Raw genomic sequence first — 25,175 nt, 5'->3', positions numbered from 1 at the left:
GATGGAGGATAGCCTCTATCATCTGCAATTGGATTATCTGCTGTTAGCACGGGAAATGGTGCTGTCCGGACAAGAAGAACAGGCGATGTTTAGCTTGGGATTAACGCCAGAAGCCCTGGGTATCCTGAAAAAATTGCAGGTGCAGCAAATTAGGGAGATAGCTCGGCGCGAATGCCTGGCCTTTACCCCTAGATTCAATGCCAGCTTTTGGGGGCGTTATCTTCAGGTCGATCAGTCAGCGCACGAGGGAGATGCGTGTGATAGCCAGGCGCGTGATTTGCTCATGCTGCTCACAGGATCAGGCGATATCGCATGAGTGCTTGGTACACCTACGAAGACCGACTCAGAGATCATTATCTTGCCTATCAATTGCTGAAGCGAAAATTGCGGCCGACGTTCGTTAAAGCGCATATTAAAACGATCAGCCAACATGAGCTTAAGGCCATGTACTATGCCATTCACTTTCACGGCCCCTCCAACGGACAACTCCCGCTGGCTAAAACCATTCCGGCATCACGCGAGTCGTTTCTATATCTGACGTTATTTCTGTCCATCTATCAAATCACCTGCAAGGTTAATCCTCAGTCGCGCATGGACGTGCCGGCCATTTTGTTTACATGGGATTATTTCCATCGATCCTATGAACACCTTATCCCCGAAGAGCGACCTTACGGCAAAGTTCGACCCGCCAACTTCAACGAAGCCTGGGTTTTAGCGCAAGGTATGCGCGAAGGACAGGTTGCCTTGAAATATTGCCCCCGCTGTCGACATAATTTTGCGGTATTCTACGAGAGCAAATTCCGGCCGGTTTGCCAGTTTTGTGAATTGGCAGATGCAAACGTTAACTCATTTCGCCCAAACTCGTCTTAAGTCTGGTCAGCAATTGAATTGAACGGTTAACGATTTAGCCTTTTCACTAAGTTCGGTTTCATATCCATGGCTATCTTGAAAGCGGACATCCAAGATATTTAAATTCACCATGAAACAATTGTCGTTGACGACCCCAAGCCGCCCTTCACCAACTCCATTAATTAACGACCGTTATCGATACCTTTCCGAACACATTCGAACGGCCTTAACTATTACTTAAATCTTGTTCATTTACACTGTTGACCATCTAAAGAATTTATAAGGTCAACATGCGTTTGTTATTAGCGGAAGACGATCCGATGATCGGCCAGTCCATCCGGGACGGATTGCAGTTGGATGGCTTTGTGGTCGATTGGGTGCAGGACGGCGAACAAGCCAAACAAGCTCTATTCAATATGTCGGGAGAGTACGCTCTATTGTTACTCGACTTAGGGCTGCCGCGTTTAGCAGGTTTGGAATTGTTGACCCTGCTGCGCAAATCCGGCAACACCATTCCGGTATTGATTTTAACGGCGCGCGATGCACTGAGTGAACGAATTGCTGGACTCAACAGCGGTGCCGACGACTATTTGGTTAAGCCCTTTGCCTTGGAAGAACTCGTCGCCCGTATTCACGCGCTGATACGCCGGAGTGCCGGACGCGGATCATCCGACATTGAATACGGTGCGTTGCGCATCAATCCGTTGAGCCACGAAGTTTGGTTGCGCGATGCCCTGATTGATTTATCCGCCCGCGAGTTCGCATTGCTACATGCTTTGATGGAACAGCCTGGCGCTGTACTGTCTCGTCCGCAATTGGAAGAGCGCCTCTATGGATGGGGGCAGGAAGTGGCCAGCAATGCGATCGATGTCCACCTACACAACCTGCGCCGCAAACTCGGTGCGGACATCATTTTTAATGTGCGTGGCGTTGGCTTTAAAGTGGTGAAGCCATGAGCACCTCTATCCGCAAACGGTTAATTTTTTGGTTAATGCCCGTTTTACTGCTGACCGGCGCGGCGTTTGCAGTACCGACTTGGCTGAACGTGCATGAAGAAATTGATGAACTGTTCGACAAGGTGTTGTTGGATGCAGCTTATTCTCTGTCTCGTGCAAACTACGCGCAAGGCGTAAAACCCGATTCTAAAGACCTCGCATTGCGCGGCGATGGTATTGATTGGGTCAGTCAGATTCGCGATTCAGAGGGGCAAATCCTATTTCAATCCCATCCGTTCTCGCCCATTCCACTAGGCAGAAAATCGGGCTATGACACCGTTAACTGGCAAAACCAAGCGTGGCGCGTCGTTAATTTAAAAACCGATAAAGGTTTGATTCAGGTCGCTCAAGCTCAGCAAGAGCGCCGTGAAACCGCCAACGAAATTACCCTGCATTTATTGACGCCGCTGTTGATTTTATTGCCAGCACTGACCTTATGGCTGGGTTGGGCGATTGGTCGTGGTTTGGCGCCGCTGGCTCAAGTCGCCGATGCCGTGGCGCATCGCAATCCTCATTCGTTAGACCCAATTCCAGACAAGGATTTGCCGGCAGAAGTCAACATTCTAGTCGGCGCATTGAACGGGTTACTGAACCAATTGAATCAGGCCCTATCAGCCCAACGTCAATTCACAGCCGATGCCGCCCATGAACTGCGTAGTCCGCTCACCGCACTGTCCTTGCAGGCACAACTGGCCGAGCGCGCCATTGAACCAGAGCTGCGTGCCCAAGCCTTGCAAAACTTACGACAAGGCATCGACCGAGCCAGTCATCTTGTTCAGCAATTACTGACCTTGGCTCGTCTCGATCCGGAAGTTGGCGATTCTCCGCTTAAACCTTTGTTCCTGGATGATCTAGCGCGGAACGTGGTAGCCGATTTTGCCCCGCTAGCCGCCAATCGCCATATCGATCTCGGTTTGACACGGGCAGACCATGTCTCGGTTGCCGGTGCCGAAGAGGCGCTACGGATTCTGCTTGGCAATCTGATCGATAACGCCATCCGTTATTCACCAACCAATACACATATTGACGTCAGTGTCGTTAACGATGCCAAGACAGTTCGCCTGGAAGTCAATGATACCGGCACCGGCATCGCTTTGGATGAGCGCGGTCGCGTGTTCGACCGGTTTTACCGGGTTTTAAATAGCGCCGAATCCGGCAGTGGCTTGGGCTTGGCTATCGCCAAGAGGATTGCCGATCAGCACCAGGCTAACATTACATTGAGCGATGGGGATGGCGGCGTGGGCTTGAAGGTGATCGTCACATTTCCGGAGAACCGTGAATGATGTCTTGCCTATTCAGGCGTTTGCCGTCAGTGGTTTTCGCCGTGACATTGTCGGCTTGCACTCCACAAGGCATGAAACTTAACGATGTGGCCAACGAGCTGGAGCAACGCAGCGGTCAGCATTTTGCCGAAACCCGTGCCGACGAAACCGCATGGCCCGCCAATGTAACGTTGGATGACGGTTTGTCCGAAGACGAATTAGTCAGCTTGGCGCTTTGGAACAATGCGGCCTTTCACGCGACCTTGGCCGATTTAGGCTTGTTCCGGGCCGATCTCGTGCAAGCGGGTATGCTGCCCAACCCCACCTTCTCGATGCTGGTGCCATGGGGCGCAAAACCCTTGGAACTCACGGTGCGCTATCCGTTGGAAATTTTCTGGCTACGTCCACAACGGGTCGAGTTGGCCCAATTGGATGTTGAACAAACCGCTCAACGCCTGGTGCAAACCGGATTGGACTTGATTCGCGATGTTCGCTTCGCTTATGCCGAATTGAGCTTAGCCAAGCGACGCGTGGAATTGGCTGAATCTGCTGTCACACTGAGCCAGGCTATCGCCGAACTCACGCAAGCCCGGTTGAACGACGGCGATGCCAGCGAATTGGAAGTAACCATTGCGAGAGTCGATGCCCTGCAAGCTCAGGAACAACAAAGCCGTTTGCAACAGGATTTGACAATAGCCAACGAGCGTTTACGACATCTGGCGGGTTTGAGTTTGGAGCAGTGGCCGGGAAACGTTAATACGGAACTGTTAGCCCATGATGACCGGTTCGATACCGAAAAGCTGGTCGAACAGGCGCTAATGGCACGTCCCGATCTACGTGCTGCGCAAATCAATGTCGAAGCTGCGGGCGAACGCATTGGCCTGGCGCGCGCCGAAATCTTTAATATCACCACCAGCCTCAATGCCAAACAAATCAATGGGCCTTTGCTGGCAGGGCCAGGCTTAGACGTGACATTGCCCATCCTCAACCAGAATCAAGGTGGCGTCGCGCAAGCCCAGGCTCGCTTTGATAAAGCCGCCAGGCAATATGTTACCACCCGACAACGGATCGCCTTGGATGTCCGCGAAGCCCATGCCCGGCTAAGACAGGCTAGTGTTAGCCTGAAGCAATGGCAAGAGACTATTCTGCCACCACTGCAAGCCGCCATAAAGGATGCTAGAAACGCCTACGCAGCCGGAAATGTCACTTACCTGTTCGTACTCGAAACCCAACGCCGTTGGCTGGACGCGCAATTGAAAACCGCGCAAGCCGCCGCCGACTTCCACCGCGCCCGCACGGAACTGGAACGCAGTGTTGGCCAGCGTCTAAAGCCTGCTTGACTGATTATTTCCCGGAATTCAACACTGGACCTATATGAACCACGTGTCTCCAAACCACAAGCGCCTGTTGTCGGCTTTAGTATTTGTGACCTGTAAGTTAATGGCCGGCGAAGCCACTGCGCCGCCCGCCAAAATAGAAAACCCGGTCAAGGAAAGTAATCTGACCCAAGTCGTCTTGGCACCCGAAGCCGCGCAGCGGCTGGGCATTGTCACCACGAAGCTTGAAAAACGGCGGCTAACGCGCACGCGCTTGTTCGGCGGCGAGATCACACTGCCAGCCTTGAATGGTTCAGGGAAAGGTAACAAGCAATCGGTTTATACCATCCTGCCATCACTGGCACCGGCCGAACTGGTGCGGTTGGCGCAATCGCAAATCGACGCCGATGGTCAGGTGGAGCAAGCCAAAGTGCAAGTGCAAGCCGCGCAAATAGCCTTGAGTCGCACTGAACAGATGCGCCGCGACAAGGTGGGCACCGAACGCTCGGTCGATGATGCCCGAATCCAGCTAGGCCTGGCCGAAGCCAATCTGAAAACCGCGCACGAACGCCGCGATTTGCTCGGTCCTGCGCTGTTAGACGTCAACAACCGCAGCACGTTTTGGGTGCGGGTGCCGGTCTATGTCGATGATATAACCACATTGAATACCGCCGCCCAGGCGCGTGTCGGTGGGCTGACAAATTCGTCCGAGAATGCCACTCGTCCTGCCGTACCGGTGGCGGCACCGCCTTCCGCCAATCCGGCTGCCGCCACGGTCGACTTATTCTACGAAGTCAAGAATTCGGATGCATCACTACGTCCCGGTCAGCGCGTTGGCGTGTCCATCCCGCAGCGTAGCGAAGACGAGAATCTAGTCCTACCGTGGTCGGCGCTTGTGTATGACGTAAATGGTGGAAGCTGGATTTATCAAGCTCTGCAAGCCAATGTCTATCAGCGCCGGCGGGTGCAAGTGCTGCGGGTGGTTGACGATCAAGCCGCCGTGACGGGCGATATTGTGGCCGGTATCGAGGTGGTCAGTATGGGCGTGGCCGAATTGTTCGGTACTGAATTTGGTGTCGGCAAATGATGCGCTGGCTGATTTCCGTCGCCTTACACCAACGCATATTGGTGCTGGCTTTGGCGATTGTCCTGGTGATTTTCGGCGTGCAGGCCGCCCGGCAAATGCCGCTGGATGTGTTCCCGGAATTTGCGCCGCCGCTGGTGGAAATCCAGACCGAAGCCCCCGGATTGTCGACCGAGGAAGTGGAGAATCTGATCACCGTGCCACTGGAAAATGCAGTCAACGGCACGGCCTGGTTGAAAACCTTACGATCCAAGTCGGTGCTGGGTTTGTCTTCAGTGGTCTGTATTTTCCAGGACGGCACGGATTTGATGCAAGCCAGGCAACTGGTGCAGGAACGGGTTGCCACCATCGCGCCGCGCCTACCGGTTGTGGCCCGCGCACCGGTGATGCTGTCGCCGTTATCGTCCACCAGTCGGGCGCTGAAGATTGGTATTTCATCGAAAAAACTGTCGCAGATGGAATTGTCCGAATTGGCGTTATGGACCATTCGCCCACGCTTGATGGCGGTGCCGGGTGTGGCCAACGTGGCTATTTGGGGCCAGCGAGATCGGCAGTTACAGGTTTTGGTCGATCCGGACCGGCTGGCCGCCAACGGCGTGACGCTGGATGCGGTGGTGCGTGCGACTGGCGATGCAGCCACCATTTCAGCCGGAGGCTTTGTGGATTTGCCTAATCAGCGTTTGCCAGTGACGCATGTGTCGCCGCTGCAAACACCGGATGATCTGGCGCGCACCGTGGTGCAATTCACCGGCGGTGCTCCACTTCGTTTGGGCGATGTGGCGGACATTGTCGAAAGCCACCCTCCGCCGATTGGCGATTCGGTGATCAACGACGGTCCGGGGCTACTGCTAATTGTCGAAAAACAACCCTGGGGTAACACCTTGGATGTCACGCGCAAGGTTGAAGCGACTTTGGCGGCCTTGCAACCCGGTCTAAATGAGGTTGACATCGATCCGACCATCTTTCGTCCGGCAACCTTCATCGAACGCTCGCTGCATAATTTAAGTGATGCGCTGATATTGGGCTGCCTGCTGGTCGCCGTGATTCTGATCGCCTTTTTGTTCGAGTGGCGTACTGCCGTGATCAGTCTATCAGCGATTCCGCTGTCGCTGTTGGCGGCAGCCGCGGTGCTTTACCTGCGTGGTGGCACGCTCAACACCATGGTGCTAGCCGGTCTGGTGATTGCGGTCGGTGAAGTGGTGGATGACGCGATTATCGACGTCGAGAATATCATGCGCCGACTGCGCTTGAATCGCGCGGCAGGCAGTCCGCTGTCGCCTTTCCGCGTCGTGTTGAAGGCGTCGTTGGAAGTACGTAGCGCGGTGGTATTCGCCAGCCTGATCGTGGCATTGGTGTTCGTGCCGGTATTCTTCCTGGACGGATTAGCTGGTACTTTTTTCAGGCCGCTGGCATTTTCCTACCTGTTGGCAATTTTAGCCTCGCTGCTGGTTGCGCTGACGGTGACGCCGGCCTTGTGCCTGATGCTATTACCCAATGCCAAGCATCGCAAGGATGACACTCCTCTGACGCGCGTGTTGAAACAGCATTACCGCAAGCTGTTGCCCGTCATCGTCAACCGTCCGCACTGGGCGACAGGTTTTCTGCTAGCGGCGTTTATATCGACGGCCATCGCGTTACCGCAACTCGGCGAATCGTTTCTACCCAACTTCAAGGAAACCGATTTTTTGATGCATTGGGTCGAAAAGCCTGGCACCTCGCTGGAAGCCATGCGCCGCATTACGATGCAAGTCAGCAAGGAACTGCGGGCGATTCCCGGTGTGCGCAATTTCGGTTCCCACATTGGCCGGGCCGAAGTGGCCGACGAAGTGGTAGGCCCGAACTTTACCGAGTTATGGATTAGTTTAGACACGGTGGTTGATTACGACAGTACCGTGGCAAAAATCCAAGCCGTCGTCGACGGTTATCCGGGGCTTTACCGGGATGTGCTGACGTACCTGCGCGAACGGATCAAAGAAGTGCTGACCGGTGCCAGTGCGACCGTGGTGGTGAGGCTGTATGGCCCAGATTTGGGAATCCTGCGAGATAAGGCCGCAGAAGTCAGTCAATCCATCGCTGATGTACCCGGCATCGCCAACCTGAAGGTGGAACCGCAAATAGTGGTGCCGCAGATACAGATACGGCTCAAACCGGACGTGGCGGCCAACTTTGGCTTGACAGCCGGGCACGTGCGCCGTGCCGCCGCTACCTTAATCAAAGGCAGCAAGGTCGGCGAAATTTACCGTGAACAAAAAATCATCGATGTCACGGTTTGGGGCGCCGAGCGGGTACGCCACGATCTTGCCGCGCTCAGGCAACTCACTATCGATACGCCATCCGGGGCGCGCGTGCCATTAAGCGAGGTGGCCGACATCGATATTGCACCGACACCAAACGAAATCAAGCGGGAAAACGCCTCGCGCCGAATCGACGTCACCTGTAACGTCAGTGGTAACGATTTAGGCGGCGTAGCGCGGGAAATTGAAAGCCGCGTGAAGAGCCTAACGTTTGCGCAAGGCTATCACCCGGAGTTTTTGGGCGAATATGCCGCACGACAAGCATCTAGCGAACGGTTGACCTGGCTGAGCTTGGCTTCATTGCTGGGCATCCTGGTGTTACTGCATGTCGATTTTCGCTCGCTGCGATTGGTCTGTCTGGTGGCATTGACCTTGCCGTTTGCGTTGGTCGGCGGCGTTATAGGGGCGTTTTTAAGTGGCGGCGTGTTGTCGCTCGGCTCGCTGGTCGGCTTTATCACCGTGCTGGGTATCGCCGCGCGGAACGGCATTATGTTGTTGAGCCATTACCGACATTTGGAACAGGAAGAAGGTGTCATATTCGGACCTGACTTAGCGCAGCGTGGCGCCGAAGAACGTCTGGCACCAATCCTGATGACAGCCGCTTGCGCGGGATTGGCCTTGTTGCCGCTGATCCTGAAAGGCAATGTGCCCGGCCACGAAATCGAATACCCGATGGCGGTGGTGATACTCGGTGGCTTGATGACGTCGACGTTGCTAAATCTGTTTTTGATGCCTTCCCTGTATTGCCGGTATGGCAATGCCACCGTCAAAAGTTAAAGGACGTTACCCAATATTGAGCGGCAGTTAACGTGTGAAGTGCGGACCTTTAAAGTGGCGAGTTTAGAGAGTTGCGAGTGGCTCTTTTTGGCCGGGTCTTGCCTGCCAGTTCCTAAAAAACTAGAAAATTCGAACGACCGGTTTCGGGTTCAATTCAGTTTAAAAATATCCCGTTTCGTTTTTATTTGGCTGCGTTATGGTGGGTGACCTCTTGAAGTCACAGAACTTCAACGTCAATGGCTATCAATTCAATTGGATTAAAGCTAACTTGGCAGCTCCAGCCTATTCGCAGTACGATAAGCTCGTTAAGCAAGGTTGGAGATCACCAATGCCCTCGTTTTCATCACACTCACGTCGCTTAAGACTTTCAACTAAGCCGAACCAAACTGATTCCGTAAATTCGTTATTTTCTGGTCATCATGCCACGGTCAATTGTCTCGAATGTAATCGATCCATGGTACCCAGGGTCGTGACGTATTATGGTCAGCCACTGCGATCAATCTGCCCGTTTTGCGGTGCAACTTTTGCGAAGTTTCCGGGCGGATTTCAGCAATTTTTTCAACGGTTTTCCAAGAAAATTGTTTCGTTCGATGCTTTTAAACGAATAGCCTTGGTTGCTGCTGGCTTTGGTTTGATTTGGCTTCTTGCAAAGATGGAAATAATCCCTCGCGAGATGGAAGCCCTTGGGATATTTGGTAGCATTATTTTCAGCGCATTCGGCCTTGCTGAACTTTTTTATCAAACGATCGAATTCATTGCGAAACAGTTTTCACACAACAGTCGCTATTACTGGTCGGCTACAGCTTTGATCGCAATTCTGATTCTGTATGTTAGAGATGATTTAACCCGTTACGTTGTAATGGCTTCTTTTCTTATGATAGTAAGATGGATACTGGCTGGTTTTGCAGTCGCGAGAAGTCACTCTCATTGAAAGTTAATAGTTTATGCGGCCACGCGCCCGATTGTAATTTCCAATTTGATCGATTAAGTCCATACGACCTTGACCAGCCGCGCTTTTAAGTAGCTTGGCGATATCATTACCATCGATACTGCCTTCCTCATCTATCAACTGGCTTTTAGCAATACCAAGTGTGCCGCCATACTCTCCGGCAACAGCAATCCCCGCAAAGGCTTCAAACATCGCGGCACGATAATAAGTTTGCTGAGTCGGAGTTAATTTATCTGCAACTTCAATTACTCTTTGATCTGCCCATACTTGAGAAGCCTCCTTAAATCCAGAATACGATTGGTTTGAAGCGTATTTTATTGAATCCCAAATTCCCATTCCTTGCGCTTGAGATTGTTGAACAAATTCTGCAAACTCCTTGATATGTCGGTTACTAACCGATCCTAATGCTTCCAAATTTTTCGCGGAGTTATAAAGACTGCCCCCTAGATAATTGTAAGAAGCCTCTGCGGCCGAAGGAGTTTCATTGGCAGCCGCCGCAATCGATTGCCTAAAATGCTCCGCTTTGACATTCGCCAATTGCCCAAAGCCTTCTCTTGAATTTTGTTCACGCTCAGCTAAGTTACGATCGTGCTGTGCTACGACACGGGCTTCGCCGCCGGCAATTTTTCCCGTCGCTGAACCAAGCTTTGCCTGAGCGCGCTGATTTAGCGATTCGGTTTCAGCGCGTGGGTCTTTGAGATGAGCCTGTTCGACGGAGGCTTGAACCTTACCAGTTTCCGGCGCATTGGCTTTCAGCGATTCATTCCGGCTGGCATTCCAGGTTTGACCGGCCTGCGGCGCATTAAAAGCATCGCCCAACAATTGGTAACCCGAGATGTGCGCCTGGTGCGATTGTTGATCATCCAGCGTGCGGTAACTGGGTGACGAAAAACCGGTCAATAACGACATGCCGGCGGCGGCATAGGCTTGATCGGCATCGCTAATCCAACCGGCGGCTTTCCATTGCGAGGCCAGCCGTTGCGTATCGCCACGCAGACCATATCGATCCAGGGTTTGATCCAGGCGCTCCATCAATGTGTTGTCATTTGCGATTTTGTAACCCGTTTCCGTCGCGCCGAAACTGGCTTGCGTTCCAAAGCGTTGTTGAGCCGATAGGGTTTGCTGATAGGATTCGCTAGCAGATACTGCGTCGGATGCGCTGTGTTGCAACGAGGACAACGATTGATGTTGCAAGCCCATCGACGCCACATTTCGGGTGCCGGTTTGCGCATCCAGTGCCAGGCTTTTTGCCAAGCCGGCTTGATAGCCCTGACTGTCGTTGACGGTTTGACTGATGTCGGCGGCAATGGCATCGGACTTGTCCTGACTGACTTTGAAGTCGTTTTGTAACCGTCCGGAGATCGCGCCGCTGAGTTGGTCGTTACCGAGCTTGGCCCCAGCGTTGGCACTGCCGGCCACCAACGCCGAGAACTGATCGGCGGAGATACCGGTATCAGCGTGTTTCTTGGCAAAGGCTTCACCGAACTGACGGTTATAGGCATCGGTATAACTGGAACTGCTGGCGATTTGATTGCCCAGCGACCGGCTGTCAAAGGCATCGCTGGTGATGCTGGCCGATTTCGATGCCGTAGACGACACACTGTGCATGAAGCTGCTGGTCGCCTGTTCCGAAGCGCTGTAAGCCGACGATACCGCCGCACTCATGTCCTTGCCGGCGGTAAAGGTCGGCAGCACTTTGTCGACACCGGTTTGGGTAACTGCTGAAAGTGGACTGTATTGATGTTGCGCCTGGGCATTCAAAACCGGCGCCGGGCTGATCACATCCGGCGTGGCGATTTTTTCGTTCACGTAATCGCCGCCATCCATCCGCCCCAGGAAATGGGTGGCCGTCACCGCGCCACGGTAGATCAGCATCAAGGTAATGGCCGGCGTCGATGCCGCCAGCATGCCGCCGATCGACAACCATTGCTGCAATTCCATATCCAGCTGGTAAATACCCATCATCGACGGCAGATTATAAGTGGCCGTGGTCAATGCCGCCATTTTGCCGGCGGCCGACATCTGGATGAATAGGTTGATGACTGCGAGAATCGGCATCCACAATTGGATCCACAGCAACATTGAGAAGTAGCCGATATTCATCCGGATGCCGACATTACCCAGCATCACCACGAAGGCCATAATCGGTGCTATGGCATAACTCAAACCTTCGATAAACGCCATCATCGGCCGGACGATCTTGGCAAACAGGGTTTGCTCGGCTGCCCATTGGGTATTGCGTTGCTGTATGGCTTGTTCAACCATCGCTGCCTTATTCCAATGTAAGCCGTCTTCATGCCGGCCAATGACGCCTTTCTCGAACATCGGCATGATGGCCGACATCAGCATGTAATCGGCGGCATCGACCACACCGGGCCCTGCCAGCGCATCAAAGGCATCCTGGATTTTCGGCACCGTGTCGGCTGCCGCCGGCACGCCCAGAGTGGGTTGCAACAACCCTTCCAGCGCCGTCGCAAAATTGCCATTGGCCACCACGCTCAAATCGGCCCAAGCATCGGTACAGGTTTTGGTTTGCGGTTGACCGCCGACAAAGATTTGGGTCATGTAGATATCGGAATCAAACCTGATCGCATTCAACGGATCGACATCGCGCAAGATGGCATCTACCGATTTCTGGTTTAGATCGACACCGGTCAAGGTGCATTCCCGCACGTAATTGGCAAACGAGGTCTCCATGTCGCTGCCGGCATTCGGCACGTTGGCCGCGCCCAGATTAACCCGCGACAACAAATTCTTCCGTACCGCCGTCAAGGTCTGCAAACTGTCGGCAAAGCCATTGCCGGTCATGGATGGCGTGCCAAAGCCCTGTTCGAACAGACGTGTAGTGCGATAGCCCATGTTCGACATCACGCTACCGACCACCGCCGGACCCAATGGTACGTTGTCTACCACCACCACGCTGCCGGTATAGGCATCCTCAATCGACACCCGCACTGACGGCGCATACAGCATTAGCCACAACACATACGCCAACAATAAATCCTGATAACGAATGCCGCGACCATCCCATTGCAACAAGGCTCTAAGCATGACGATGATGACACCGATCAAACCACCCACGGCTGCCGCGGTACGGTAATCGCCGGTTCCGGAAATCATCGCGATGGCATTGAGGACGGCTTGCAGATAGGCGGAGTCGCCCACGGAAAAGATTTCAAACATGGGCGACCTGCCTTTTAAACAACGAGGGAGAAAATCATCTTGGGGAACAGGGAATGAGCGTTTAAGGGCTTGGCCAAGCCACCCCAGACGCCGGCAATTGCGCCACGGTGCCATAGTGTTTCGGCTTCACGGTGGTCATCAATTGCTGGTAAAACGCCATCAAGGTTTGTGGGTTACCGTAGCGGCCGGCAATGGTGACGTATTCGTCCTGGATTTGCTCCCTGGCATCCTTCAAGGCATCCATCAGCAATTTGGCGTAGGCATGGTCGTTCATGTGCGCCGCGGTCTGCACGGCATTGAGTAAATCGTTGACGATCAGTTGTGCCAATTCCAAGGCAATCACCGGTGCCGCTTCTTCGGCCCACAGTTTGGCAATGCCAGCATCTTCCCGTGCCAAGTTATGGATCATGCCGCCGATGGCATCCGGCACGGTTTGCATGAAGGCTTTTTCGCTGTCGGTGATCTGGCCGCTGTTGGTTGAGAATTTGTAAATCAAGCCGTTGCCGGAATTCGCCGAACCCAACAGGATCTCCATCACCCGCTGCTTCAAGCCGACCAGATTGACATTTTGGACAATGGGTTTTAGACACTGATCGGCTTCGTGACCATCCGAACAGGTGTACATCCTGACGGTCTGATAACTGTTACCGGCATCGTTGCCGTACATCAAATCCTTGATCCGCAACACCGGCGGTGGGGCGCTGATGGCATTGTTTTCGCCTTTGCCGTCGGGCGCGGCTTGCGGGGCATCGACAATCACTGTACCGGAAATACTCATCGCCGCTTCCAGCAAACTGTTGCCGCCAAACCGAAACCAACCACCAGCATTTTGATTGACCAAGGCCCGCCAGACTAAATTGCCTTGAATGATCTTGGTCATGTCGGCCGGGTCGTTCTGCTTGATTTGCTGTACCGGATCGCCCAGGGTACTGGTATTGGTCCAGCTGGAAAACACATCCGATATGCCTTGGGTAAACGAGGCATTGGACAGATTGGTTTTGCTTTGCAGATCGAAGGCTTTGACCGTATCGTTGACCAAGCCTTGCGCTAACCGGCAGGAGTTGCTGAACATCTGGTTCATTTCCTGGATTTTCTTTTGCAGGTCGGTCATCACCGACGCACACCAGGGACACATGGCACCCACGGCCAACTGAAACGCATACCCTGCGGCATTGCCAGCCACATTACGCATCAATTGCACAAACTGGTTGAAGTTGATGAAACTGAAGCTACCGGCAAACAAGTCGATACCGCCGCAGCCGGCGCTGAACGACGGCGGCACGAAGGAAACCAGGTTGGTATTGGTGATGCCGTTGCGCGCCACCAGGCTGCCGCCGGTAATCACGCCGCGGCGCTGCCCCAAATGCGCGGTTGGGGCTGTGACATTGGTCATGGTGCCGAACATGCTATCCATTTCCTGTTGCAGGTCGGCATAAGCAGGAACGGCACTCTCAACCAACAGAATCAATACTAATACCTGGCGATATGGGTAACGATAGCGAAATGAAAACGACATCATGGCGTACTCCCGAGATGCGCACTGCGTTGCAATGCCTGGATCAGCGATAGTGGATCTTGAGTGACCGCAGGGCTGATGCTACCGGCGGCCGGTAACAACATCGGCGTGTTACGGATGCCCTGAGTGGTTTGGTATTGGGAGGCATCGATCCAACCGGCTTCCTTGGCCGCCAGCAGAATCCGACCGGTAACTTCTTCTAACGACAACGCGCCTTGCGCCAACGGTACGATTTGCTTGGGCGGTTTCATCAGAAACAGTGCCGGGGTTTGTTCAACGCCCAACATTGCAGCCTGACCGTTATCACGTTTGAACTGACTGAAAAAGCCGTTCGGCATCGGTAAACCATCCAACGACACGGGATAGATTTTGAAGCCGTAGGCATTTTCCAACATTGCCAGAATCGGCGCCTGCACATGGCAATAAGGACAATCAGACCGGAAGAAAAACAAAATGCCGGCTTGGGCGGCAATCGCCTTCAAGGCTTGTTCAGCTACCACACCGGCCTGATGATTGGCTTCATTGGCCGCATAGGTCGCCACTGGTCGGCGCACCGTCTCATCGAGTTGCGGATCCGACATCACCACGTAACGGGCGGCGTTGGTAAAGCGCTCGGCTTTATCCATCATCACCCGTTGCAGGTAATAAAACGCGGCCACATTCTCGGGACTGGGATCGTCGATGGCCTGATTTAGGAAATGCTCCAGGTTTTGCTTCAACCAGGCCGAGGACAGGGGTTGGGGTTCTGCAGAGGGCTGGGCTTGGGTTTTTGGTTCAATTTCAGCCTGAACGACGCTGGGCTGTTTACTGTCAGGCTTGGGTTTTTCCTGATCGGCTTGACTATCGGCTTGGATGTTTTTGACCGGCTCCGGCAACACCTCATACCAAAACCAGCCGCGCTGTTTGTCTTCGAAATACGATGCAGCCGGCCTGTCGACAGACGCATCCCCACAAACCGCCGATGTCGGCAGTAGCAGTACGAGCAAAAAGGGATGCAGCGCATGATTTGGGTTCATAGCTCAATTGTCTACGACACCCAAGACCTGGTCGTCATCGAAATCGCGATAATTTTGGCGATTTCGACAAAGCGGTCGAAAAAAGTACCCCTGTGTGGTCGGTATCGACGAAACCGCCGAAATTATCCTCCTTTCGCAACCATGCCTCGGGCCCGAATCCCTAAAATCCGGCTCGGAGTTCCGAAATGTGCCGCAAAAACCTAACAACGCCTGGAAGGCTGAACGCCATGCGCAATCGGGCTTTAAGGGTTAGGCCCTGGCCATGACTAAACACGGAAAATCCTATTCAGGATTGTTGTCCAAAAGCCTGTATAGGTAAACACCACCGAAAATGTCGTGTAATCACGAACCGGCAAGCCCATGGCCTTCATGGGTTAAGGCGCGGCGTGTTGGTATTAGGTCGTACCCTCGATTTTTGACGGTGCCGGAGGCATTGAATAGTCATCATCAAGCTCACTAGGTTTTTTGCCGCGAAAAACCTGTGGTTAAGGATAGGTTTTTTACATGAATTCGTTAAATGCAGAGCACGATGAATCGGCATTAGCCGATGAACGCGTGATTGAGTGGCTGGAAGCCCAAGTTGAGAGTTTGCATAGCCAAGCCCGCATGCTGGTCGATGATTATTGGCGACGCGTTAATCTGGAACGCAAAAAGCATCCTGCATCGCTACGCGGCAGAATGGGGGTGCGCATTCGTCGGCGGGAAAGCGCTTATTCGTTCACCATCGAGTGGTTTCTGATCGCCTCGCTATCGATCGACGGCAAAACCAAACCGGTCACCCAGCACATCAAAAAAGGCAAAGGCTATCGCTATCCCTTGCAGCACATTCTGAAAAAAGAACCGGATTGGGAAGTCTCGCTAGTGGAGGAATTTGAAAACGAGTTTGTCGATCTGCGCAAACAAATCGATTTATTGGGCAAGTTCCGCGATGCATTTCATCGCTGTCGGCAAAGTTTACGCGACGCTCTGGACTGAAAGTTATCCACAGGGGCGTAGCCCCTTATTAAGATTAAAAAAAGATTATAAATAGATTAGCACCCGATTTTTCGAGTCGTTGAAAATCGCTGTAGGCCACGCCTAACATGGCTTACAGCGATTTCAAAAAATTGACCAAGCGTTAGTCGAATGCCGTGTGTTTTGTCAGCCGAATGCCGTGCTTTGCGTTAGCCGAATGCCGTGGGGTGTCAGTCGAATGCCGTTACCTTGTTAGCCGAATGCCGTGCCTCTGTCAGTCGAATGCCGTGTGCCCGTCAGCCGAATGCCGTGTCGGGGCGGCATCGACCGGGCTAAAAGTGCGTCAGTCGAATGCCGTGCCATTTTGGTTAATGTTGCCTGAGTTCGAGATGCCGTTTTTGCGTGGGTGTGGGTTGTTTTTGGACCTTGACGACATCCTCATCGATTTCAAAGTGCTCAATAGCGCCGATAGTGACCAAGGCCTGCAAGGCTTTACGCATCCGCAGTTTGAAGTCGCGGGGATTTTGGGTGCTACTGCCACTGAGTTGGTAAAGCGTTTGCAGTTTCAACGGATACGGTGCGGCATGCGACGACAGGAAGCCATGCAGCCATAACGCCAGGGGATGTTTACGCAATTGCTGTCGCTGTTCGAATTCGATATGGGTGTAACCGTCTTCGAACAGTCGTAACATCGACTCGGTCAGTTCCACCACATAGCGCTGAGTGATTTCGTCGCGGTGGTAGCGCAGAAACCCTTTTTCACCAAACGTCTGCCGACCGTGGTAGGTGATTTCGACGAAGGCGCCGCCTAAACGCGCCATGGATTCCTTCAACCATTCGTGCTGACTTTTGCCGGTCGATCGGCCTAACGCCATCAGCAGCGCGTGCGCACTGAAGGTGACGCTAAAGCCCGGCAATTGCATTCTGGACAGGTGCACGATCTGCATCCAGACGTCCAGATCGGACTGATTGAGCTGAACGCCCAGATAACGGACTTCGATGCCCTCGACAGCTGCCAGTAAGGTGCGCTTTTTGTACGCTATCCGCTCATTGCCCTGCACACCAGCAAACAACGCACTGCGCAAACAGGCATTCGGGGTGCCGCGCATACCGGCTGGCCAACTGGGAAGTGTCGCTAGCGACTCCACGCGTCGGGGCTGGGCTTTCTTGCGTTCAGTCAATGACTGGAAGCGTTCGGTCAAATTGGTCAGTGACGTGACGGTATTTTGAGTCATACCCACCTCACTTTTTCAAACTGCGGGGATCGCAGTGCGTGGATGACGAAGTCACCGGAGGTGGGTTTTGCTGGAGCATCTCGCGCTCTACGTCGGTCAGGTCCAGTTGATGATGACAGTATTTGCGCCAAGCCCGTTCCAGGGTCATGGGATCGGGAACTTCGGCGCTTTCATTTCTGACGGGTTCATCCAAGGAGGAATCCGTTATGGTTGACCCTACCGGATCATCGCGTCTGACCACATGTTCGATGGATGAGGTACACCATACCGAACCGCCCAAACGAGTGGGCTGTCTAGCGTGGTCGAGGCGCCAGGCTAACTCGGCCGGTGGAACCAGCGATTCAATGACGGTTTCGCTGACCAGGTCAGACGGCGCGGGTAAGGTACTACAGCCCATACAGATCAGGATGGGAATTAGTGTGCTAACGGGGGTGTTTCGGATACTCATGTCGTCTCCAGTCGATTTTTGAAGACTCAACACAGTAAGCATTATTTTTTAGGGCTCATCTTCGAAATCGCGATAATTATTGCGATTTCGAAGATGATCTCGAAAAAAAGTTAGGCATGATGGGTCGCCATGAAAACCCATCAATCTTCATTTCGGATTCCTTGGCTGCAACGTTGGTTTGGCGCGAGTCAACCCGTACCTGTGCCTTGCCCGGCCATCCAGGAAGACGAGATTCCCCGTTACCCGCCCTTCATGAAGGGGCTGCCGGCCGCGCCGGTGGCACGCGTTCTCGGTACCCAAGCCGAACTGATTCAGACCATCGAACAGACCTTAGCGCTACCGGAGGCACTGTTTCAAAGCATCGTATTGCCGGTGATCGCGCGTTATGCCGCCTTCAGTCATCTGCTGCCGGCATCGGAGTCGCATCATCATCGAGGGGCTGGCGGCTTGTTTCGACATGGGTTGGAGGTCGCGCACTGGGCCACGTTGGCTTCCAAAGACTGTCTGTTTGCCACCGATGCCACCCCTAAAGTCCGAAAATCCCTGGAACTGCGCTGGCGACTGGCTGTGTGTTTTGCCGGGTTGCTGCATGACATCGGCAAACCGGTATCCGACATGGCCGTGATCGACCAACAGGGTGAACACACTTGGAATCCTTGCGATGAAAACCTGACGGATTGGGCTAACCAGCATCACATCGAGCGCTATTTTTTACGCTGGCGTGAGAATCGGCATAAACGCCATGAACAGTTTTCTGCCCTGGTCATCGAGCGGGTTTTGACCCGCGAATCGCGTGCCTTCATTCTGGAGCCAGGCCCTGAGATCATGCAAGCTTTGTTGGAAACCATCCATGGTCTGGATCGGGGCTCCAAATGCTATGCGCTGGTGATGGCCGCCGATTGCATGAGTGTGGAACGGGATTTGAAGGCCCACTACCACGGTTTGGAATCCGCGATGGGCATGCCGGTTGAACGCTACCTGTGCGATGCCATGCGCCGTTTGATTAAATCCGGTCAATGGCTAGCCAACGAAAAGGGTGCCAGGATTTGGCGATTCGAAGACGGTCTGTATATCGTCTGGCGTACCGCCGTTAAAGAAATCCTGAGCCTGTTGGATAAGGATCATATCCCCGGCATCCCGCGCGATGAAGATACCCTGGCGGATATTTTGATCGAACGCGGGCTCGCGATTCCAAAATCTCTAGCCAACGGCGGACGGTTTCGTTATTGGCACATGCAAACCGAGAGTCTGAATGGCAGCTTGTTCATGTTGCGCTTGGCCTCGATCGAGCTGGTGTATAGCGGTGAACCGCCGGTCGCTGTGATTGGTGCCGAAGTGAAGGACGAGACCGAGTCACCTGTTGCTGATCAAACCCCGTCAATTTCCCAGTCTACGAGCGAACCTAAAACCAATGTTGGCAAGCGGCGAAAAGTGAAGGCGCATGATAACCCGGTCAAAATCACCGCGGACGAGCCCAAAAGTGAACACGTCGCTGAACCGATCTTACCCGCCGATTTAGCGGCAATTTTGGCTATGGATGCGCTAGCAGACAGTGGCAGTGGGTTAAGCGATCATGCGGGTCTCGAGGTGGGAGAAATGGTCGATCCTCATCAAAACGACACCACGCCAAAATCGCCAAGCAGCGACTCGACAGGCGTGATTGAAGTCGAGTCAGACTCCCTTGCACCGAACAATACTCAGCAAGATCAAAGTGACGTGGCCCGACACTGGCTGGCATCGCAAGGTCAAGCAGGACGCTGGCTGATTCAAATGGCCAGTATAGTCACGGCTGAACACTGGCGCTGGGGCACGGATATTTTGGAGGTGCAGCAACAGTGCTTGCTGAGTTTTCCCAAGACGCCGGATGCACTCAAGCTGGAAGCCAATCAGTTTATTCGCGTCCTGGAGGAAAAAGGCTGGTTGGTGACCGATGTGCTTTCGCCTATGCGTAAGGTTAGAGAGATCCAGCAAGTCCGTGGCGTACTTCTCGCCAGTGAACCAAGCGGCATGTTCAAACAGCTTTTAGCCAACACGACTATGCCCAATGCCCATCGGCCTCAACTGACTGAATCGGAATTGTCAGGTCAGACACGGGAACAGAAGTCCGAACCCACGTCAGAAAATACCCTAAAGCCCTCAACGGTATCGTCCAGCACACCCGCAACCAATCCGGAAACGCCTCTCGATGCCAAACCCTTGCCGGATAACGCCACACCCAAGTCTGCTTCACTGGTACCCGACAACCCCGAGCACGTGAAAACTAAGTATTCCAAAGCGAAATCGGACACGGGCGCCCACAAAAAGCAGCACTACCGGCAAGCCATCAGACACTGGATGGACGAATTGCAACAAGCACCCGCGCGAACGGCAGTGGCTGGAGATGACGCGACATGGCTTGAAGTGGACGAACAAGCCATAGCGAATTTTCTGAATAACACACCTGGCTTGACCCGCACCCAGTTAATGCGAGAACTTGCCAGTCATGGTGATTTCCGAAGTGTCGGTACCTGTTTACAACTGCGGCGTACGCCATGAAATCCGATTACGACTATCAGTTTCCCTGGCGGCCGATCTTCGAGGTGTATGCCATCTCGGGTTGGTTGGGCGGTGCTGGTTTGGCGCATTTCACCAGCCGCTGGTCAGGATTGCCGCGCGAACCCTTCGACTGGTTGATGACGGCGTGCGGCGTGATGGCGTGTTGGCGGTTGTCGCCGGCGCTGAGTCTTTGGTACCGCAAACGCCGGTTGCGGCAGTTTCGTTTTCAATACCTGGATGCCGAAAAGCTGGTAGCGATGGTGAAACAGCATCCCGAGGCCTTGTGGTTCGGCTGGGGATTCGATTGGGTGCAAAAGCATGCGCAATTGGCCTATGAGATCTTGAAACGGGATGTATCGACGCTGATTCCGAGCGATCATCAACGTATGGGCTCGGCGTGGATTCACGGTTTGGAAGTGTCCGAAAGCGATATTCGTCAGCCCTTGCAGCATACCGCCGGCCATACGCTGCTGGTTGGTACCACCGGTGCCGGTAAAACGCGCGCCTTTGACGTGTTGGTGACACAAGCCGTGTTGCGCGGCGAAGCGGTGATCATTATCGATCCCAAGGGCGACAAGGATTTGATGACCTGCGCCAAACGGGCTTGTGCCTTGGCCAAGCGCCCGGATCGATTCGTGTATTTCCACCCCGCGTTTCCGGAAGACAGTGTACGACTCGATCCCTTGCACAATTTCAACCGACCTTCGGAAATCGCCAGCCGCATCAGTGCCATTTCGCCCAGCGAAAGCAGCAACGATCCGTTCAAGGCCTTTGGCCAAAAATCGCTGGATAACGTGATTCAGGGCTTGATGGTGATCGAGGAACGTCCGACTTTGGTGAAATTACGGCGTTACTTGGAAGGCGGTCCTTCGACGTTGGTGATTCAAGCTTTGGAACGCTATTTCGACAACAACCTGGGCCATTGGCGGCAAGAGGCGCGGCCTTACCTGAAGAATGCCAAGGACATCGATTCCAAAGCGGTGGGATTGGTGCGGTTTTATCGGGAGGTCGTGCAGTATCAATTACCGAATCTGGATTTGGAAGGCCTGTTGTCCTTGTTCGAACACGACCGGGCACATTTCAGCAAGATGGTTGCTTCCTTGATTCCGATCATGAACATGCTGACCTCAGGTTCCTTGGGGCCTTTGCTGTCACCGAATCCGCACGACGTAGATGACTTGCGTCCCATCACCAATACCGGCCATATCATCGAAAAAGCCCAGGTGGCTTACATTGGCTTGGACTCGTTATCGGATGGCATGGTGGGCAGTGCGATTGGCTCGATTCTGTTGGCGGATTTGGCCGCCGTTGCCGGCGATCGTTATAACTATGGTGTCTCGGACCGACCGGTGAATGTGTTCGTCGACGAGGCAGCGGAAGTCATCAACGATCCCTTCATTCAAGTGCTGAACAAAGGCCGCGGCGCCAAGATTCGACTGTTCATCGCCACCCAGACCTTTGCCGACTTTGCCGCCCGCACCGGTTCTCAGGACAAAGCCCGGCAAGTGCTGGGCAACGTCAACAACCTGATCGCGCTCAGGATCATGGACAGCGAGACCCAGCAGTACATCACCGACAATCTGCCCAAAACCCGTTTGAAATACATCATGCGCACCCAAGGCGTCGCCACCAGCGCGACCAATCCTACGGTGTTCTCTGGCAATGTCGGTGAACGCCTGATGGAAGAAGAAGGTGATTTGTTTGCCCCGCAGTTACTCGGACAACTGCCGGACTTGCATTACATCGCCAAGTTATCCGGTGGTCGCATCGTCAAAGGCCGCTTGCCGATTTTGCGGTCGGAACTGGACCGACAACAGAATCGCCAAGGTGCCGGCTCATGACCCGCAATCTGTTGTTTAGCCTGATGCTTTGGCTACTGGAAGTGATCCTGGTGGCCAGTTTTGTGTCGGATCGCTGGACCCGCGAACTGCAGCGCGCCGAAGATCAGATGATGATCGGCTACTTTGGCGCCGCCAAAGAATCGCAGATCAGCAAAACCGCGCAGCACTGGTTCGATCGTCTGTTTGTCACCACCGGCATCCGCGACAGCGTGTTCCGCTATTTCATCCCCACTGAGCGCGAGCGGCAGATGTCCAAAGGCTTCGAGGATGTGGGGCGTAACGATTTGTTTCCCTTTATCGAAAGCCGACTCAACGTACTGTGGGACACGATCTTTCAAATGATCAAACGCCTGACCACGGCGTGTATCTGGTTACCGTACCTGGCAGCCGCCTTGCTGCCGTTTGTCGTCGACGGACTGGTACGGCGCAAGATCAGCCAGACCAATTTCGATTACCCCAGCCCCATGGCGCATCGCTACAGCCTTTATTTGATTCTTGGGGCTATGTATCTGCTGCTGGTCAGTTTGACCTTGCCGTTTCCGATTCCGCCGCAAGCCGTCCCGGTAGGCGTTTTTGTCGTGGCTTACGCCGTCAACGTGCTGTTGGCCAATACGCAAAAGCGGGTGTAGGCAAATTATGGATGTCACCAGCTACCTACACCGGACGCACCACAAAAATTCATTTCCAGTTTACCCATCAACCTCAACCCAGGAGAAATGCCATGCAAAGCCATTCCGTTATTGATGCCACCTCTCAGCAACTCGTTCAGGCACTCATGACAACCTCATTCCAACTTGCCATCAATCCAGAATCGTCGGTGTCCCAATCGCATTTGCAGGAAATGATCGAGAACTGTGTCGAGCAAGGTCAAGACGATATTTTGATGTCTGCCATGCAACGATCGACTGACATCGATGGGCGTTTACTGTTAACCGAACGCATTATTTCGGCTGCCGAATTAACGCACTTAGGGTCAGCAACAGCCCCAAATGAGGCGGCGATCGTATTTGCCATTCCGATGGTCATCATCACCGATCTTGATAAGGCGTTGCCAAATCGCATCGCCAATCCTCAACGTATTCAACAATTGTTCCAAACCTTCGGACTGATCAATGATGAACACGCTATCGCCATCCATGACGAACTATTCGCAGCCGAAGAAATTAACTGGTTACCCAGCCAAATTCGTCACATCAACCGTCAGTTAACGCAGCAAGCTCAGTCCGGCATTTCATCCGCGGAATCGAACCATTCGTTCAGAACGCATCTCACGCCGAGTTCGGAGGGGCGCATCGTTTTGCGGTTTTTGGTTGGGGTGGTGGTTTGGGATGATCCGACACGACAATTGTTTTGTTCAGACATGGATCAGGCATTGAATCAAGCCAGGCTTGAACAATGGTCCGAAGCCTTCAAAGAGGATATGAACGGCCAAACCGGGCACGTCATCTGGGATATTGCAACACCTAGTGCGCTTAGCATGGCCGTTTCACCGGGCATCTATTTGCTGCATGCCGTCGGTTTTTTCTACACGGCATCGTCGGAAACCCAAGATCATCAAACATCAAAAGCACTGATCAGTACACACGGTGTCGATGGCGTACCCAGTGAAATTCGGGTGGCATTTTTCGATAGCGCTGAAGAGCTATCAACCGTATTCGTTTGGCCGGTCTTGGCAGGCCATGACGCTAAGTCAATATTTGAAGACATCAACGAACTGCTGAACAAAGTCAATGTTCCCCGCGTGGTTTTCGCCGCACTTCTCCCCATCATCGAATTCACAGGTAACTTCGATCGCTATTTTGAATTGATGTGTATACAACTGGAGCCTGAGGAAGCTCAACCGTTCAACTTGCATTAAGTTATGGGATTAGCGAACGACGACCAATTCTCGCCAATCGGTGGTGTAGCGTTGTGAAATGCGTTCGGCTTTGGGTTTCCAACTGTTATCGAAGCCCGATGACGCGATCGTAACCGCTTTGGGGAATCGTCGATTGATGGTGTCCAGGGTTTGCATCAGGATGGCGTTATCGGGCGGCATACTCTCACAGATCAAGTCGAAGAGATCGAACTGTGAGGGCGATGCGGCTGGTCGAATCGCGCTCAGCTGGACACCGCACTTCTGATAGCCAAAGCCAGGTTTGTAGATGGCTTTTAAACTCGACAGTGCGACGCGAATAATTGTGCGGGTATCCTGGGTGGCCGCATCCAACTTAACGGTTGCCGATCGCTGGTACTGGGGATCTTGAACGGCAAACGGATTAGTGCGAATAAACACACTGACGCAACCGGTCACTGACTGTTGCCGGCGTAGTTTTTCCGCCGCTCGGGTACAGTATGCCGACAGGGCTCGATTTAACTCCTCCAGCTCTGTCAGTTTTCGACTGAACGACCGTGAACAGACGATTTGTTGTTTATCCGCGGCCACGTCTTCCAGATCAAGACAGGCGGTACCGTTCAGCTCCATCAACGTACGAGCGACCACGACGTTGAATTGCGCCTGGATGGTTTTAGGCGACTGGTTGGCCAGGTCCCAGACGGTTTGAATGCCTAATTGATTAAGGCGTTTCGTGGTTTGTCGGCCAATCCCCCAGACTTCTTCGACCGGAACGACTTTCATCAGCTTTTCCCGACGGACGGGGTCGGTAAGGTCGAGGACACCGCCGGTTTGCTTCCATTTCTTGGCGGCGAAGTTAGCCAGCTTGGCCAGGGTCTTGGTGGGTCCCATACCGACACACACCGGAATGCCGGTTTGCCGAGCAATCGCCTTTCGGATGCGTTGGCCATAGGCAATCGGATCTTGATAACAAGGGTACACGCCGGTTAAATCCAAAAACGCTTCATCAATGGAGTACACTTCCATGCGCGGCGTAAATTCTTCCAGCAAGCTCATCACCCGTGCCGACATGTCCGCGTTTATGTGG

At 53.5% G+C, this 25,175-nt stretch carries 19 protein-coding genes; 13 read left to right on the top strand and 6 right to left on the bottom strand.

Going from position 1 to position 25,175, the window contains the following annotated elements; translation table 11 throughout:
• Window position 1: 1 nt before the first annotated feature.
• The 8 genes from NP603_RS17965 to NP603_RS17930 all read left to right on the top strand — a co-directional run bounded on the left by NP603_RS17965 (window position 2) and on the right by NP603_RS17930 (window position 9,508).
• On the top strand, window positions 2-316 hold the full coding sequence (locus tag NP603_RS17965) for a flagellar transcriptional regulator FlhD (RefSeq protein WP_033155897.1): 315 nt from the start codon (window positions 2-4) through the stop codon (window positions 314-316).
• Window positions 313-870, top strand: a complete 558-nt coding sequence (locus NP603_RS17960) for a FlhC family transcriptional regulator (RefSeq protein ID WP_051669778.1) — start codon at window positions 313-315, stop codon at window positions 868-870. The genes NP603_RS17965 and NP603_RS17960 overlap by 4 nt, the downstream gene beginning before the upstream one ends.
• A gap of 269 nt (window positions 871-1,139) precedes the next feature.
• Window positions 1,140-1,805 carry a response regulator gene (locus NP603_RS17955; protein WP_033155898.1) on the top strand — a complete coding sequence of 222 codons (666 nt, stop codon included), beginning with the start codon at window positions 1,140-1,142 and terminating at the stop codon, window positions 1,803-1,805.
• Complete coding sequence (locus tag NP603_RS17950; RefSeq protein WP_033155899.1) at window positions 1,802-3,127, top strand: ATP-binding protein; 1,326 nt, start codon at window positions 1,802-1,804, stop codon at window positions 3,125-3,127. Before NP603_RS17955 ends, NP603_RS17950 begins: the two co-directional genes overlap by 4 nt.
• A complete protein-coding gene (locus NP603_RS17945) occupies window positions 3,124-4,446 on the top strand; it encodes a TolC family protein (RefSeq protein WP_033155900.1) in 1,323 nt (440 codons plus the stop codon). The genes NP603_RS17950 and NP603_RS17945 overlap by 4 nt, the downstream gene beginning before the upstream one ends.
• An 85-nt stretch (window positions 4,447-4,531) precedes the next feature.
• On the top strand, window positions 4,532-5,509 hold the full coding sequence (locus NP603_RS17940) for an efflux RND transporter periplasmic adaptor subunit (protein ID WP_256612244.1): 978 nt from the start codon (window positions 4,532-4,534) through the stop codon (window positions 5,507-5,509).
• Window positions 5,506-8,577 carry an efflux RND transporter permease subunit gene (locus NP603_RS17935; protein WP_256612243.1) on the top strand — a complete coding sequence of 1,024 codons (3,072 nt, stop codon included), beginning with the start codon at window positions 5,506-5,508 and terminating at the stop codon, window positions 8,575-8,577. The genes NP603_RS17940 and NP603_RS17935 overlap by 4 nt, the downstream gene beginning before the upstream one ends.
• A 211-nt stretch (window positions 8,578-8,788) precedes the next feature.
• Window positions 8,789-9,508 (top strand): hypothetical protein, encoded by a 720-nt coding sequence (locus NP603_RS17930; RefSeq protein WP_129871334.1) that lies wholly within the window; start codon window positions 8,789-8,791, stop codon window positions 9,506-9,508.
• A gap of 3 nt (window positions 9,509-9,511) precedes the next feature.
• On the opposite strand, the gene NP603_RS17925 is transcribed toward NP603_RS17930, so the two are convergent.
• The 3 genes from NP603_RS17925 to traF all read right to left on the bottom strand — a co-directional run bounded on the left by NP603_RS17925 (window position 9,512) and on the right by traF (window position 15,241).
• Window positions 9,512-12,709, bottom strand: a complete 3,198-nt coding sequence (locus tag NP603_RS17925; RefSeq protein WP_033155902.1) for a conjugal transfer protein TraG N-terminal domain-containing protein — start codon at window positions 12,707-12,709, stop codon at window positions 9,512-9,514.
• Between the two features lie 61 nt (window positions 12,710-12,770).
• On the bottom strand, window positions 12,771-14,228 hold the full coding sequence (locus NP603_RS17920; protein WP_051669783.1) for a conjugal transfer protein TraH: 1,458 nt from the start codon (window positions 14,226-14,228) through the stop codon (window positions 12,771-12,773).
• On the bottom strand, window positions 14,225-15,241 hold the full coding sequence (traF, locus tag NP603_RS17915; RefSeq protein ID WP_033155903.1) for a conjugal transfer protein TraF: 1,017 nt from the start codon (window positions 15,239-15,241) through the stop codon (window positions 14,225-14,227). The genes NP603_RS17920 and traF overlap by 4 nt, the downstream gene beginning before the upstream one ends.
• 504 nt (window positions 15,242-15,745) lie before the next feature.
• On the opposite strand from traF, the gene mobI reads away from it, so the two are divergent.
• A complete protein-coding gene (gene mobI / locus NP603_RS17910; protein WP_033155904.1) occupies window positions 15,746-16,216 on the top strand; it encodes a conjugative transfer protein MobI(A/C) in 471 nt (156 codons plus the stop codon).
• 347 nt (window positions 16,217-16,563) lie between these two features.
• Here mobI and trfA read toward each other — a convergent pair whose 3' ends face one another.
• Both trfA and NP603_RS17900 read right to left on the bottom strand, forming a co-directional pair.
• Window positions 16,564-17,430 carry a plasmid replication initiator TrfA gene (trfA, locus tag NP603_RS17905; RefSeq protein WP_033155923.1) on the bottom strand — a complete coding sequence of 289 codons (867 nt, stop codon included), beginning with the start codon at window positions 17,428-17,430 and terminating at the stop codon, window positions 16,564-16,566.
• 7 nt (window positions 17,431-17,437) lie between these two features.
• A complete protein-coding gene (locus NP603_RS17900; RefSeq protein WP_256612242.1) occupies window positions 17,438-17,623 on the bottom strand; it encodes a hypothetical protein in 186 nt (61 codons plus the stop codon).
• A gap of 384 nt (window positions 17,624-18,007) precedes the next feature.
• Here NP603_RS17900 and mobH point away from each other — a divergent pair, with 384 nt between their 5' ends.
• The 4 genes from mobH to NP603_RS17880 all read left to right on the top strand — a co-directional run bounded on the left by mobH (window position 18,008) and on the right by NP603_RS17880 (window position 24,112).
• The gene (gene mobH, locus NP603_RS17895; protein ID WP_051669792.1) at window positions 18,008-20,413 is read left to right on the top strand and encodes a MobH family relaxase; all 2,406 of its coding nucleotides are present in this window, start codon (window positions 18,008-18,010) and stop codon (window positions 20,411-20,413) included.
• Window positions 20,410-22,254 carry a conjugative transfer system coupling protein TraD gene (traD, locus tag NP603_RS17890; protein WP_033155925.1) on the top strand — a complete coding sequence of 615 codons (1,845 nt, stop codon included), beginning with the start codon at window positions 20,410-20,412 and terminating at the stop codon, window positions 22,252-22,254. The genes mobH and traD overlap by 4 nt, the downstream gene beginning before the upstream one ends.
• Entirely contained in the window at window positions 22,251-22,883 is a 633-nt protein-coding gene (locus tag NP603_RS17885; protein WP_033155926.1) for an IncC plasmid conjugative DNA transfer DtrJ family protein, read from the top strand. The genes traD and NP603_RS17885 overlap by 4 nt, the downstream gene beginning before the upstream one ends.
• A gap of 92 nt (window positions 22,884-22,975) precedes the next feature.
• Window positions 22,976-24,112, top strand: coding sequence for a hypothetical protein (locus tag NP603_RS17880; RefSeq protein ID WP_033155927.1), 1,137 nt, complete (start codon window positions 22,976-22,978; stop codon window positions 24,110-24,112).
• A gap of 9 nt (window positions 24,113-24,121) precedes the next feature.
• Here NP603_RS17880 and NP603_RS17875 read toward each other — a convergent pair.
• Window positions 24,122-25,175: Y-family DNA polymerase (locus NP603_RS17875; RefSeq protein WP_256612241.1), on the bottom strand; the 1,054-nt coding region annotated here is incomplete at its 5' end.

The organism is Methylomonas aurea (assembly GCF_024505045.1).
Taxonomy (GTDB): Bacteria; Pseudomonadota; Gammaproteobacteria; order Methylococcales; family Methylomonadaceae; genus Methylomonas; species Methylomonas aurea.
This window is presented reverse-complemented; position numbering and strand designations above follow the sequence as displayed.